Origin of the sequence: Variovorax soli NBRC 106424 (assembly GCF_001591385.1) — a bacterium.
GTDB classification, from domain to species: domain Bacteria; phylum Pseudomonadota; class Gammaproteobacteria; order Burkholderiales; family Burkholderiaceae_C; genus Variovorax; species Variovorax soli.
In genome coordinates this window covers 1-13,186 of the sequence record NZ_BCUU01000039.1, presented here as the reverse complement: position 1 = coordinate 13,186, position 13,186 = coordinate 1, and the positions used below count along the sequence as shown (strand labels likewise).

At 68.6% G+C, this 13,186-nt stretch carries 11 protein-coding genes; 9 read left to right on the top strand and 2 right to left on the bottom strand.

Annotation, left to right across the window (positions count from 1 at the left end):
* Positions 1-23: 23 nt before the first annotated feature.
* A complete protein-coding gene (locus VSO01S_RS13270; RefSeq protein ID WP_068643118.1) occupies positions 24-500 on the top strand; it encodes a molybdenum cofactor biosynthesis protein MoaE in 477 nt (158 codons plus the stop codon).
* Positions 501-528: 28 nt separating this feature from the next.
* Here the strand turns inward: VSO01S_RS13270 and VSO01S_RS13265 are convergent, their stop codons facing one another.
* The gene (locus VSO01S_RS13265; RefSeq protein WP_068643116.1) at positions 529-1,512 is read right to left on the bottom strand and encodes a Bug family tripartite tricarboxylate transporter substrate binding protein; all 984 of its coding nucleotides are present in this window, start codon (positions 1,510-1,512) and stop codon (positions 529-531) included.
* Between the two features lie 120 nt (positions 1,513-1,632).
* On the opposite strand from VSO01S_RS13265, the gene clpB reads away from it, so the two are divergent.
* Complete coding sequence (gene clpB / locus VSO01S_RS13260; protein WP_068643114.1) at positions 1,633-4,257, top strand: ATP-dependent chaperone ClpB; 2,625 nt, start codon at positions 1,633-1,635, stop codon at positions 4,255-4,257.
* 6 nt (positions 4,258-4,263) lie between these two features.
* Positions 4,264-4,602, top strand: a complete 339-nt coding sequence (locus tag VSO01S_RS13255) for a hypothetical protein (protein ID WP_068643112.1) — start codon at positions 4,264-4,266, stop codon at positions 4,600-4,602.
* A 114-nt stretch (positions 4,603-4,716) separates the two neighbouring features.
* Here VSO01S_RS13255 and VSO01S_RS13250 read toward each other — a convergent pair whose 3' ends face one another.
* Positions 4,717-5,496 (bottom strand): transporter substrate-binding domain-containing protein, encoded by a 780-nt coding sequence (locus VSO01S_RS13250; protein WP_068643110.1) that lies wholly within the window; start codon positions 5,494-5,496, stop codon positions 4,717-4,719.
* A 180-nt stretch (positions 5,497-5,676) separates the two neighbouring features.
* Here VSO01S_RS13250 and VSO01S_RS13245 point away from each other — a divergent pair, with 180 nt between their 5' ends.
* The 6 genes from VSO01S_RS13245 to VSO01S_RS13220 all read left to right on the top strand — a co-directional run.
* Complete coding sequence (locus tag VSO01S_RS13245) at positions 5,677-6,438, top strand: SDR family NAD(P)-dependent oxidoreductase (RefSeq protein ID WP_068643109.1); 762 nt, start codon at positions 5,677-5,679, stop codon at positions 6,436-6,438.
* Positions 6,435-7,205 carry an SDR family NAD(P)-dependent oxidoreductase gene (locus VSO01S_RS13240; RefSeq protein WP_068643107.1) on the top strand — a complete coding sequence of 257 codons (771 nt, stop codon included), beginning with the start codon at positions 6,435-6,437 and terminating at the stop codon, positions 7,203-7,205. The genes VSO01S_RS13245 and VSO01S_RS13240 overlap by 4 nt, the downstream gene beginning before the upstream one ends.
* Before the next feature lie 33 nt (positions 7,206-7,238).
* The gene (locus VSO01S_RS13235; RefSeq protein ID WP_068643105.1) at positions 7,239-8,369 is read left to right on the top strand and encodes a DUF5938 domain-containing protein; all 1,131 of its coding nucleotides are present in this window, start codon (positions 7,239-7,241) and stop codon (positions 8,367-8,369) included.
* Positions 8,370-8,375: 6 nt separating this feature from the next.
* Complete coding sequence (locus tag VSO01S_RS13230; protein ID WP_068643103.1) at positions 8,376-9,917, top strand: acyl-CoA synthetase; 1,542 nt, start codon at positions 8,376-8,378, stop codon at positions 9,915-9,917.
* Positions 9,914-11,098, top strand: coding sequence for a lipid-transfer protein (locus VSO01S_RS13225; RefSeq protein WP_068643101.1), 1,185 nt, complete (start codon positions 9,914-9,916; stop codon positions 11,096-11,098). The genes VSO01S_RS13230 and VSO01S_RS13225 overlap by 4 nt, the downstream gene beginning before the upstream one ends.
* Before the next feature lie 34 nt (positions 11,099-11,132).
* Positions 11,133-13,186: winged helix-turn-helix domain-containing protein (locus VSO01S_RS13220; RefSeq protein ID WP_153305260.1), on the top strand; the 2,054-nt coding region annotated here is incomplete at its 3' end.

Sequence of the window (13,186 nt, the reverse complement as noted above, 5' to 3'; positions counted from 1 at the left end):
TCCCAGGTGCCACAATTCGGACCATGAGCCAGCCGCGCGTTTTCATCCAGACACAGGACTTCGACCTGCAGGCCGAGATCGCGGCGCTGCGCGGCCAGGACGCCCAGGTGGGCGCGGTGTGCAGCTTCATCGGCACCGTGCGCGACCGCAACGATGGCAGTGCGGTGGCTTCCATGGAGTTGGAGCACTACCCCGGCATGACCGAAAAAGCCATCGAGGCCATGATCGACGAGGCGCACCGGCGCTTCGACATCCTGGGCGCCCGGGTGATCCACCGCGTGGGCCTGCTGCAGCCGCTGGACCAGATCATGATGGTGGCCGTCACCTCCGCCCACCGCGGCGAAAGCTTCCAGGCCTGCGAGTTCCTCATGGACTACCTGAAGACCCAGGCGCCGTTCTGGAAGAAGGAAGACACGCCCGAAGGCGCGCGCTGGGTCGATGCCCGCGTGGCCGACGACAAGGCGCTGGCCCGCTGGGGCATCGAGTCCACGAACGCCTGATTCAACAGCGCCTGGGGGCGCGCAGCAGCTACTGCGCTTTGAAGCCGCTCGCCTTGATGATGCGCTCCCAGGTCTGCGTGTAGGTCCGCACGCGCCCGGAGAACTGGCCCTGCGGTTCGTAGCCCACCGTGAGGCCCAGCGCGGTCAGCCGCTCCTTCACATCGGGCATGGCCACCACCTTGGCCAGCGCCGCGCCGAAGCGGTCGATGAAGGCCTGCGGCGTGCCTACCGGCGCAAAGATGCCGTAGTAGGGCAGGTCGTCCAGGTTGGTGAAGCCCAGTTCGGCAAAGGTGGGCACCTGCGGCAAGAGCGCCTGGCGCTTGGCGCCGATGGTGGCCACGATGCGCAGCTTGCCCGCCTTGTGGTTCTCGATGAAGTCGGGCACCGAGCCGATGCCGGCATGGATCTGGTTGCCCAGCATGTCGGCCATCATCGGTGCGCTGCCGCGGTAGGGGGCGCTCTGCAGGTCCAGCTTGTACTTCTCGCCCACCATCTTCACCAGGAACTCCGGGATGGACGCCGGCGCCGGAATGCCGATGGTGTCCTTGCCGCCGCTCTTGTTGCGTACCCAGGCCACGTATTCGGGCATCGACTTGGCCGGCGTGCCGCCCGCCAGGGCCAGCGCGTTGGCAAACGTGGCGAAGCCGGCCACCGGCACGAAGTCGCTCGCGGGGTTGAATCCGGGGTTCTTGACCACCTGGGGCAGGATGGAGATGCTGTGGTCATGCGAGAGGAACAGCGTGTGCCCGTCGGGGGTGGCCGCCTTCAGCGCCTGCGCGGCAATCTGCCCGCCCGCGCCGCCGCGGTTCTCGACCACCACGGGCGAGCCCAGTTCGTCCTTGAGTTTCTCGGCCAGCAACCGGGCAATGGCATCGGTGCCACCGCCGGCCGGAAAGCCCACCAGGATGCGAATGGGCGTGCCGCTGCCCTGGGCCTTGGCCAGCCCGGGCAGCGCGCAGAGGGGCCCCAGGGCCATGGCTGCGGTCAGTACACCACGTCTTGAAAAGGACATCGTCGACTCCAATGCTTTCGGTTGTTGTTGATTGAGATGGATCAAAAAGCCGCCCTGGATGCTGCGGCACCCTTGAATCGGCCCGGCAAACCCCTATTTTGATTGCAGGAATCAAGCCAAATGCGCCAAGACAAACTCACCACCAAATTCCAGGAAGCCCTGGCCGACGCCCAATCGCTCGCGCTGGGGAATGACAACGCCTACATCGAGCCGGTCCACCTGCTGCTGGCCATGCTGCGCCAGGACGACGGCCCGCGCGCGCTCGTGGAGCGTGCAGGCGCCAATGTGCCCGGGCTCATCAAGGCCAGCGAGGCCGCCATCAAGAAGCTGCCGCAGGTGCAGGGCCACGACGTGGTCCAGGTCGGCCAGGACCTGGCCAAGCTGCTGCAGGCCACCGAGAAGGAGGCCATCAAGCGCAACGACCAGTTCATCGCTGGCGAATTGTTCCTGTTGGCCGTGGCCGACAGCAAGGCTGACATCGGCAAGCTGGCCAAGGACAACGGCCTGACCCGCAAGTCGCTCGAAGCCGCCATCGACGCGGTGCGCGGCGGCCAGGCCGTGAACAGCGCCGACGCCGAAGGCCAGCGCGAAGCCCTGAAGAAATACACGCTCGACCTCACGGAGCGCGCCCGCCTGGGCAAGCTCGACCCGGTCATCGGCCGCGACGAGGAAATCCGCCGCGCCATCCAGGTGCTGCAGCGCCGCACCAAGAACAACCCCGTGCTCATCGGCGAGCCCGGCGTGGGCAAGACCGCCATCGTCGAAGGCCTGGCCCAGCGCATCGTGGCCGGCGAGGTGCCCGACACGCTCAAGGACAAGCGCGTGCTCTCGCTCGACATGGCAGCGCTGCTGGCCGGCGCCAAGTACCGCGGCGAGTTCGAGGAGCGCCTGAAGAACGTGCTGAACGAGCTGGCCAAGGAAGAAGGCCAGACCATCGTCTTCATCGATGAGCTGCACACCATGGTGGGCGCCGGCAAGGCCGAGGGTGCCATGGACGCGGGCAACATGCTCAAGCCGGCGCTGGCGCGCGGCGAGCTGCATTGCGTGGGCGCCACCACACTGGACGAATACCGCAAGTACATCGAGAAGGACGCCGCGCTGGAGCGCCGCTTCCAGAAGATCCTCGTGGGCGAGCCCAGCGTGGAGGCCACCATCGCCATCCTGCGCGGCCTGCAGGAAAAGTACGAAGTGCATCACGGCGTGGAGATCACCGACCCGGCCATCGTGGCTGCGGCCGAATTGAGCGACCGCTACATCACCGACCGCTTCCTGCCCGACAAGGCCATCGACCTCATCGACGAGGCCGCGGCCAAGATCAAGATCGAGATCGACTCCAAGCCCGAGGTGATGGACCGGCTCGACCGCCGCATCATCCAGCTGCAGATCGAGCGCGAAGCCGTCAAGAAGGAAAAGGACGAAGCCTCGCAAAAGCGCCTGGCCCTCATCGAGGAAGAGATCCAGCGCCTGCAGAAGGAATACGCCGACCTGGAAGAGATCTGGCAGTCCGAGAAGGCGCAGGCCCAGGGCAGCGCGCAGGTGCGCGAGGAAATCGACAAGCTCAAGACGCAGATCGACGAGTTCACCCGCAAGGGCGACTTCAACAAGGTCGCCGAGCTGCAGTACGGCCAGCTGCCGGGCCTGGAAAAGCGCCTGAAGGAGGCGCTCGCCACCGAAGAGAAGAAGGGCGGCGCCGGCAGCGGCCCGAAGCTGCTGCGCACGCAGGTGGGCTCGGAAGAGATCGCCGAGGTGGTTGCGCGCGCCACGGGCATTCCGGTGTCCAAGCTGATGCAGGGCGAGCGGGAGAAGCTGCTGCAGATGGAAGACAAGCTGCACGAACGCGTGGTGGGCCAGGACGAGGCGATTGCCGCGGTGTCCAACGCCATCCGCCGTTCGCGCTCGGGCCTGTCCGACCCGAACCGCCCGACGGGTTCGTTCCTGTTCCTGGGCCCCACGGGCGTGGGCAAGACCGAGCTGTGCAAGGCGCTGGCGGGCTTTTTGTTCGACAGCGAAGACCACCTCATCCGCATCGACATGAGCGAGTTCATGGAGAAGCACTCGGTCGCGCGCCTCATCGGTGCGCCCCCGGGCTACGTGGGCTATGAAGAAGGCGGCTACCTCACCGAGGCGGTGCGCCGCAAGCCCTACAGCGTGGTGCTGCTCGACGAAGTGGAGAAGGCGCACCCGGACGTGTTCAACGTGCTGCTGCAGGTGCTGGACGATGGCCGCCTGACCGATGGCCAGGGCCGCACCGTGGACTTCAAGAACACGGTGATCGTCATGACCAGCAACATCGGCTCGCCGATCATCCAGCAGATGGTCGGCCGGCCGGGCGAGGAGATCAAGGACGCGGTGTGGGAAGAGCTGAAGAACTACTTCCGCCCCGAGTTCCTCAACCGCATTGACGAGACGGTGGTGTTCCACGCGCTCGACGCCAAGAACATCGAGGCCATCGCGCAGATCCAGCTCAAGGTGCTGCAGGCGCGCCTGGCGAAGATGGACCTGGCGCTGGAGGTCACGCCGGCGGCGCTGGCCGAAATTGCCAAGGTCGGCTTCGATCCGGTGTTCGGCGCGCGTCCGCTCAAGCGGGCCATCCAGCACCGCATCGAGAACCCGCTGTCCAAGCTGCTGCTGGAAGGGGCGTTCGCGCCCAAGGATACGATCCGGGTGGAAACGGACCCGATCCGCAGCCCCGGCCAGTTCGGTTTCGTGAAAACCGGGGAACCTGGGGCGGTCGAGGCAGCCTAAACACGGATGTTCAATTTCCTACTTCGCGTCGCCCTGTTCCTGATGGGCCTGGTGTTCGCCGCCAGCATCGCCTTTGCGGTGCTGCTGCTGGCGGCACTGTGGGCCCTGCGCTATGGCTGGGCCAAGCTGACCGGGCAGCCGGTCAACCCCTGGGTCATGCGCTTTCATCCGGGGCAGGGCTTCGAGCGCTTTCGTGCAGCGGCGGCCCGCCAGGGCGAGCCGTCTGCCGCCGACGTCACCGCCGCCCGTGCGCGCGGCGAATCCGTGAGCAGCCCGGTGGCCAACCTGGGCCGCCCCGGCGTGGCGGACGTGACCGACGTGCGCTCCCGTCCCGTCGACTCTTGATTGAAGCCCTCCCCCGCTGGGGGAGGGTTGGGTGGGGGCACGCACGGCGCCAATTGCCGGCGCAGCCCATGCCCCCATCCCGGCCTTCCCCCAAAGGGGGAAGGAGAAATGCTCCTACTTCAGCCACTTGTCCGCGGCCTGCTTGAGCGTGCCGCGCTTGTCCAGCAGGTCCCAGGTGAAGCCCATCACCCGCGTGTAGTCCGCGTCGTCCGCGGGCAGCATGAAGCCCAGCCAGTTGGTGGGCGTGAGCGGTGCGTCCAGGTAGGCGGCGTACAGGCGCGGGTCGGCCTTGCTGTAGTGCAGGGCCTCGTAGGTTTCGGTGATCATCGCGTCGCCCTTGCCTTCGGCGATCAGGCCGGGAATCTCCGCGTTCTTCTCGTGCGTACTCACCTGCGCGGCCTTCAGGTTGGCCAGCACGTAGGCCTCGTTGGTGCCGCCCGGGTTCTTGATCACCCGCACGCCGGGCTGGTTGAGGTCGTCCGGCTTGGTGAACCTGGCCTTGTCGGCCGCGCGCACCAGGGCCACCTTCCCGAAGGGCGCATAGCCCGGCAGCATGGCCACCTGGCGGATGCGCGTCACGTTGCGGGTGATGCCGCCCACGGCCACGTCGAACTTGTCGGACTGGATGTCCTTCATCAGGTTCGGCCAGCTGGTCTGCACGTATTCCACCTTCACGCCCAGCTCCTTGGCCATGGCCTCGATCACGTCGATGTCATGGCCCGCGAAGCCGGCATCGGCCTTGATGGCGAAGGGCCGGTAGTCGCCCGGCGTGCCCACGCGCAGCACCTTGCTTTCCATGACCTTGTCCAGGCGCGGACCGGCCTGCGAGGCGTGCGTGAAGCCGAGCGCGGCCAGCGCGACGGTGGCCAGGGCGAGGATTTTCTTGGGGAACATGGGCGTGTAGCTCCTTCGTGGTGTGAATGGCGAGTCGCCGGATGCGGCGCGGGCGCAGCTTAACCCTGCCCGCTGCTGCGTCGCAGCAAGAAAAACCAACCTTTTGTTGGGGCCCCGCCAGCGCCCGCGCTGATGCAATTCCTGTCACGCGTGAACCGAACGCGGACAGGAGACAACCCCATGATCGAACTGCAGGGCCGACGAGCCCTCGTGACGGGTGCGGCGCAGGGCCTGGGCCTGGCCATTGCCCGATTGTTCGCCCAGCGCGGTGCGCAGGTGATGCTTGCCGACATCGACGAGGCGGGCGCGGCCAAGGCGGCCGACGCCATCGGGCCCATGGCCCGCTCGGTGCGCTGCAACGTGACCTCGGCGGCCAACCTGCGGCGCGCCGTCGAGGCCACGACGCAGGCCTTCGGCGGCATGGACACGCTCATCAACAACGCCGGCATCGAGATCGTCAAGCCGCTGCTGGACCACAGCGAGGATGAATACGAGCGGCTCATGGCCATCAACGTCAAGGGCGTGTTCCTGGGCATGAAAGAGGCGCTGGGCGCGCTGGTGGCCTCGGGGCGGGGAAGCATCGTCAACATCTCCTCGCTGGCGGGCACCAACGGCGTACCGCTCTTCGGCTGCTATGCGGCCTCGAAGGCGGCGGTGCTGCAGCTCACCCGCACCGCGGCGGCCGAGCTCAAGCCGGCCGGGGTGCGCGTCAATGCGGTGTGCCCGGGCTTCGTGGGCACCGCCATGGTGGAGCGCCTCATTCCCACGGTCGAAGCCGCCGTGGGCGTTCCCTTCGATGCCCTGGTCGCCGCCAAGCAGGGGCGCCTGGGCACGCCGCAGGAGGTGGCCGAGATGGTTGCGTTCCTCGCCTCCGACGCCGCCAGCTGGACCACCGGCTCCCACTACATCCTGGACGGCGGGCTTTCCGCCGGATTGCTATGAGCACGAAGTTGTTGCAAGACAAGGTCGCCATCGTCACCGGCGCGGGGCGCGGCCTGGGCGAGGCGGTGGCGCGAGCCTATGCCGCCGAAGGCGCGAAGGTGGTGGTGTCCGACATCGACGCGGCCGCGGCGCAGAAGGTGGCCGATTCGCTGCCCGGCGGTGCCATGGCCGTGGCCTGCGACGTGCGCGACTCGGCGCAGGTCCAGGCATTGGTCGACGCGGCGGTGGCCAGGCATGGCCGCCTGGACATCATGGTGCCCAATGCCGGCGTGGCACGCGTGGCGCCGCTGGTGGCCACCAGCTACGAGGAATGGCGCGAGGTCACCTCGGTCAACCTGGACGGCGTGTTCCTGTGCATCCGCCATGCGGCGCCGGCCATCATCGCGGCGGGCGGCGGCTGCATCGTCAACATGGCCTCGGTCACGGCCAAGGCGGCGTGCCCGCTCATCGGCAGCTATGCGGCGGCCAAGGCGGGCGTGGTCTCGCTCACGCAGACGGCGGCCATCGAGCTGCGCGCGCACAAGGTGCGGGTCAACGCGATCCTGCCGGCCTTCATCGACACCGAGCTGGTGACCTCGCACATCCCCGAGTTCGAGGCGCAGCTCAACCTGCCCGACTTCGGCGCGGTGGTGGCGCAGCGCCAGGGACGCTACGGCAAGGTGGAAGAGGTGGCCCACCTGGCCGTGTTCCTGGCCTCGGAACGCTCCAGCTTTTCCAACGGCAGCGGCTTCGTGCTGGACGGCGGCATCAGTTCGTCGCTGCTGTGAACGCAGCAACCCAATTCCAAGGAGACAAGTGCAATGAGCAAGAAACCAGTAGTGGTCTACGGCGCCTCGGGCTACACCGGGCGCCTGGTGTGCGAATACCTGCGCGAATACAACATCCCCTTCATTGCCGCAGGCCGCAGCGCCGAGAAGATCGAGGCGGCGATGAAGTCCAACGTGCCCGGCATCGAGACCGCGAGCTATGAGGTGGTGGAGGTGGCGCATTCGGTCAAGGCGCTCACCGAGCTGTTCACCGGCGCCTCGGTGGTGCTCAACACCGTGGGCCCCTTCGCCCGGTTCGGCCCTGAAGTGGTCGAGGCCTGCCTGGCCGCCAGATGCCACTACACCGACACCACCGGCGAGCAGGACTGGCTCATCACGCTGGACAACGAATGGGGCGCCAAGTTCGCCGACAAGGGTTTGCTGCTGTCACCGGGCCTGGCCCAGATGTACACGACTGGGGAGATCGCGGCCCAGCTGTGCCTGGAGACGCCGGGGCTGGACACGCTGGACATCGCGGTGTTCTGGGGCGGCAGCCCCACCATCGCGTCGACGCAGACCATCCTGGTCAACGCGGCGACCTCCAAGGCCTTCTACCTGGAGCAGAACCAGTACAAGGAGTGGCAGCCGGATGCGGGCCTGTACCAGCTGGCCATTCCGGGTCAGCACGAGATGGCGCTGGCGCTGCCCTGGGGCGGCACCTCGCACCCGGTGTGGTTCAGGCGCGATCCGCGCGTGGCCAACGTCAAGGTGCTGGGCGGCGTGTTCAACAAGCCGCTGATGATGGGCGTGCCGCAGATCGTGGCGGCGGCGCTCAAGGCCACCGAGGGCATGAACGACGACGACCGCTACGCGGCGCTGGCCCAGACCGCGGCCGGCGTGATGAACACCATGCCGCCGCGCGAGAACCCGCGCATCAACAAGTCGGTCGACTCGGTGCATGCGAGCGGGCCGCTGGGCCGGGTGCATTGCGTGATCTTCGGCAACTGCAACTACAAGCAGACCGGGCTGCTGCAGGCTTATGCCGCGGCCACGCTGCTGCAGCAGCCGCCGCGCCGTGCGGGCTTCGCCTCGGGCTGCCAGGCTTTCGGGCATCACGAGCTGCTGGGCGCGCTGCGCAGCTTCGGGCTGGTGCAGTCACCGGTCATCACCCGCCATATGGCTTGACGCGAAGTGCGCCTCGTCGACTACCTGGACAAGGGCGCCCAGCTGGGCGCCGATTCGCCTTGCCTCACGATGGGCGAGCGCGACCTGAGCTATGCGCAGGTGCAGCGCTTGAGCTGGCGCGTGGCGCGCGGCCTGCAGCGCGCCGGCATCCGGCCCGGCGACAAGGTGGCGGTGCTGTCGAGCAACGATGCGCATGCCTTCGCCACCGTGTTCGGCATTTCGCGCGCGGGCTGCGTGTGGTGCCCCATCAACCCGCGCAACGAGGCGAGCGAGAACGCCTATGTGCTCGATGCCTTCGACTGCGCCTGCCTGGTCTTCCACGGCAACTACGCACCCATGGTGGAGCAGATGCGCGCGCAGCTTCCGAAGTTGCGCGCCATGGTGTGCCTGGACCAGCAGCAGCCCTTCGCCCCGTCCATGGACGAATGGCTGGAGGGCCTGGCCGACGAGCCCATCGACATTGCGCCGCCCGACGACGTGGCCATGATCGCCGGCACCGGCGGCACCACCGGCCGGCCCAAGGGCGTGATGCTCACCGGCCGCAACCTGGAGACCATGTCGGCCCTCACGCTCATGGGCTATCCCTTCCGCGGCCGGCCCTGCTACCTGGCGCTGGCGCCGCTCACCCATGCGGCCGGTGTGCTGTGCCTGCCGGTGATGGCACTGGGCGGGCGAATCGTCATCATGCCCAAACCGGACCTGGGTGACTTCCTCGCGCTCATCGAGCGCCATCGCGTCACCCATACCTTCCTGCCGCCCACGCTGATCTACATGCTGCTGCAGCATGAAAAGCTGGCCGGCACCCGGCGCGATTCGCTGCAATGCTTCTGGTATGGCGCCGCGCCCATCGCAGCCGCGCGGCTGGAAGAGGCGCTGGGAAAAATCGGCCCGGTGATGGCGCAGCTTTTCGGCCAGACCGAGGCGCCGATGATGATTTCGATGATGCCGCCGGCCGAGCACTTCAACGCCGACGGCACGGTGGCGCGCCAGCGCCTGTCTTCCGCCGGCCGGCCCGGGCCGCTGGTGCAGGTGGCCACCATGGATGCGAATGGCCAACTGCTGCCCAGCGGCGAGCGTGGCGAGATCGTGGTGCGCTCCTCGCTGGTGATGGCCGGCTACTACCAGGACGCGGCCGCCACCGCCGAGGCCTCGCGCCACGGCTGGCACCACACGGGCGATATCGGCTACCTGGACGAAGACGGCTTTCTCTACATCGTCGACCGGGCCAAGGACATGATCATCACGGGCGGCTTCAACGTCTATTCGGTGGAGGTGGAATCCGCCCTCATGCAGCACCCCGACGTGCAGGACAGCGCCGTCATCGGCCTGCCCGACGACAAGTGGGGCGAGCGCGTGGTGGCAGTGCTGGAGTTGCGGCCGGGCTGCAGCCTGGCGGCCGAGGAAGTGATGGCCTTCGTCAAGGCGCGCATCGGCAGCGTCAAGGCGCCCAAGCAGGTGGAGTTCTGGCCGCAGCTGCCGCGTTCCAAGGTCGGCAAGGTGATGAAGAAGGACGTGCGGGCCGCGATGCTGCAGAAAGGTAGCCAATGAGTCGGCGCGTGTTCATCGCCGGCGTGGGCATGATCCCCTTCGTCAAGCCGGGGGCGAACGAACCCTATCCGGCCATGGGCGCGAGGGCAGGGCAACTGGCGCTGGCCGATGCCGGCATCGGCTACGAAGCCGTGCAGCAGGCCTACGCGGGCTATGTGTATGGCGACTCCACCAGCGGGCAGCGCGCGCTCTACGGCCTGGGCATGACGGGCATCCCGGTGGTCAACGTCAACAACAACTGCTCGACCGGTTCCACCGCGCTGTACCTGGCACGGCAGGCCATCGAAGGCGGCGCGGCCGACTGCGTGCTGGCGCTGGGTTTCGAGCAGATGAAGCCCGGCGCGCTGGGCACCGTGTTCGACGACCGGCCCAGCCCCTTCGAGAAATTCGACGCACTCGCGGCCGACCTGGTCGGCATGCCAGAGCTGCCGCTGGCGCTGCGCTACTTCGGCGGCGCGGGCCTGGCACACATGCGCAACCACGGCACGCCGCTCGAAGCCTTCGCGGCCATTCGCGCCAAGGCCAGCCGGCATGCGGCGCGCAACCCGCTGGCGCTCTTGCGCCAGGAGTTGACGACCGAAGACGTGATGAACGCGCCCATGCTCTGGCCCGGCGTGCTTACGCGGCTGATGGCCTGCCCGCCCACCTGCGGCGCGGCGGCGGCGGTGCTGGTGAGCGAGGACTTCGCGCGCCGCCAGGGCCTGCGCACCGACGTCTCCATCCGCGCCCAGGCCATGACCACCGACACGCCGGACACCTTCGACAGCCGCGACATGATGGCCCTGGTGGGCTACGGCATGAGCCAGGCGGCAGCGCGCCAGGTCTACGAAGCGGCGGGCGTCGGGCCGGCAGAGCTGGACGTGGTCGAGCTGCACGACTGCTTCGCCCACAACGAGCTCATCAGCTACGAGGCGCTGGGCCTGTGCGCCGAGGGCGAGGCCGCCGCCTTCATTGCCGATGGCCGCAACACCTACGGCGGCCAGGTCGTGACCAACCCGTCGGGCGGCCTGCTGTCCAAGGGCCATCCGCTGGGCGCCACCGGGCTGGCGCAGTGCTTCGAGCTGACGCACCAGTTGCGCGGCACGGCCGAGGCGCGCCAGGTGCAAGGCGCGCGCCTGGGCCTGCAGCACAACCTGGGCCTGGGCGGGGCGTGCGTGGTCACGCTGTATCAGGCACACTGAAAGGCCCGCTCAACGCATGCAGGAGCCCTCCGCCATGGCACGGCCTCGCCGATCCGCCGCCGAAGCAGCCGCATCGAAGGCATCGGCCGGCGTGCTGGTGGAGTCTCGGCTCGTGGCGCCCCAGCTCTCGTCTTCCACGCTGCTGGCGCGCCCGGGGCTCTCGGCCCTGCTGCACACGGGCCTGGGCAAGCGGCTGGTCAGCGTCATCGCCCCGGCGGGTTACGGCAAGACCACCGCGCTCGCGCAGTTCGTGGCGCAGCTGGAGCCGCACGGCATCACCGTCGCGTGGCTGAGCCTGGATGCGCAGGACAACGACCCGCTGCTCTTCTTTCGCTACCTGGCCGCGGCGCTGAACCATGCCGACGCACGCCTCGGGCGCAGCGTGCTGGCGCAGACCGCGGGCGGCAGCCTGGCCGCGTCCGACACCATGGCCGCCTCGCTGCTGAGCGACCTGAGTGCCTGCACGGGCCAGCTGCTGCTGGTGCTCGACGACTTCCACCTGGTGCAGCACGAGGGCGTGCACCGGCATGTCGCCTGGCTGGTGGGGCACCTGCCGCCGAACGTGGGCGTGGTCGTGGCCAGCCGCACGCGCCCCCCGCTGCCGCTGAGCCAATGGCGGGTGCGCAATCAACTGCTGGAGCTGGAGGCATCGCACTTCGGCCTGGCGCTGGACGAGGCGGCCGATTTCGTCGGCCGCGTGAGCGGCGCGCCGCTGGAGCGGGCGCAGCTCAAGGCGCTGCACCATCGCACCGAGGGCTGGATCGCCGGCCTGCAACTGGCCTCGCTCGCCCTGCGCGAAAGCGGCGACCGCGGCGCCTTCGTGAGCGATTTCTCGGGCACCGACCGCGACATCACCGACTACCTGGGCGAGCATGTGCTCGACAGCCTGCGGCCCGATCTGCGCGATTTTCTGCTCGACACTGCCGGCCTCGAGCGCTTCTGCGCCGAGCTGTGCGACGAGGTGCTGGGCCGCAGCGACAGCCGCGCCATGCTGGCCGAGGTGCAGGCGCGCAACCTGTTCCTATCGGGGCTGGACCGCAGCCGCACCTGGTTCCGCTACCACCACCTGTTCGCCGACTACCTGCGCGGACGCAGCCGCGAGCGGCCCACCGATGCCGGCCGCGCCATCAGCCTGCGCGCCAGCGCCTGGTTCCAGCGCCAGGGCCTGCTGCACGAGGCCATCGGCCATGCCTTCGACGCGCAGGACTTCGAGCGGGCCGCCGACCTGGTGGCCGACTTCTCCGCCGAGCTGGTGCAGCACCGCGGCGAACATGCCACCTTGCTGGGCTGGCTGGCGCGCTTGCCGCAGCAGCTGGTGCATGCGCGGCCCAAGATCCGCGTCGGCCATGCCTGGTCGCTGGTGCTCACCCGCCGCTACCTCGAAGCCGAGCACGAGCTGCGCGCGCTGGAGCAGGCTTGCGGCGAGACCGGCGACGACGAGCTGCGCTGCATGGTCGAGATGATCCGCTGCGTCTACTGGGCGCACGTGGGCGAGCCGCTGCAGGCCAAGGGCAGCGCCGAGACCTGGCTCAAGAGCTGGCCGCGCGCCGACGCCTTCTGCACCGGCGTGGTAGCCAACGTATTGGCCAGCGGCTGCTGCGCCACCGATGCCTTCGAGCAGGGCGAGCAGGCTCTGGCGATCGCCCGCCGCGCCTTTGGCGAGTCGCATGCCGACTACGGCCTGGCCTGGGCGGCCGCCCTGGCCGTGATGACGGCGATGCGTCGCGGCGACTACCACGAGGCCATGGCGCAGGTTGGCGCGGGCGTCGCCATCGTGGAACGCAGCCTGGGGCTGGCCTCCTACGCGGGCTCCATGCTGGCGCTGCTGGCGGCCGAGGTCTGCTACGAGCGCGGCGAGCTCGCTGCCGCCCAGGACTACCTGGAAGTGGGCCTGCCCTATGTGGACGACCATGGCCTGGCCGAGATGACCACCGCCGGCTACCTCACGCGCTCGCGCCTGCTGCGCCTGCGCGGCGACGTGGCCCAGGCCGACAGCTGCTTGCTGGAAGGAGAGTCGCTGGGCCACCGGCTCCGGCTGCCGCGCCTGGCGCTGGCTTTCGCGGCCGAGCGCTGCGGCCTGCGCCTGGC

Bases quoted from the DNA above. Each gene is read 5' to 3' on its own strand.
- VSO01S_RS13245 (WP_068643109.1), top strand. From the start codon at position 5,677: ATGATCGAACTGCAGGGCCGACGAGCCCTCGTGACGGGTGCGGCGCAG.
- VSO01S_RS13270 (WP_068643118.1), top strand. From the start codon at position 24: ATGAGCCAGCCGCGCGTTTTCATCCAGACACAGGACTTCGACCTGCAG.
- VSO01S_RS13255 (WP_068643112.1), top strand. From the start codon at position 4,264: ATGTTCAATTTCCTACTTCGCGTCGCCCTGTTCCTGATGGGCCTGGTG.
- VSO01S_RS13235 (WP_068643105.1), top strand. From the start codon at position 7,239: ATGAGCAAGAAACCAGTAGTGGTCTACGGCGCCTCGGGCTACACCGGG.
- VSO01S_RS13240 (WP_068643107.1), top strand. From the start codon at position 6,435: ATGAGCACGAAGTTGTTGCAAGACAAGGTCGCCATCGTCACCGGCGCG.
- VSO01S_RS13225 (WP_068643101.1), top strand. From the start codon at position 9,914: ATGAGTCGGCGCGTGTTCATCGCCGGCGTGGGCATGATCCCCTTCGTC.
- VSO01S_RS13250 (WP_068643110.1), bottom strand. From the start codon at position 5,496: ATGTTCCCCAAGAAAATCCTCGCCCTGGCCACCGTCGCGCTGGCCGCG.
- clpB (WP_068643114.1), top strand. From the start codon at position 1,633: ATGCGCCAAGACAAACTCACCACCAAATTCCAGGAAGCCCTGGCCGAC.
- VSO01S_RS13265 (WP_068643116.1), bottom strand. From the start codon at position 1,512: ATGTCCTTTTCAAGACGTGGTGTACTGACCGCAGCCATGGCCCTGGGG.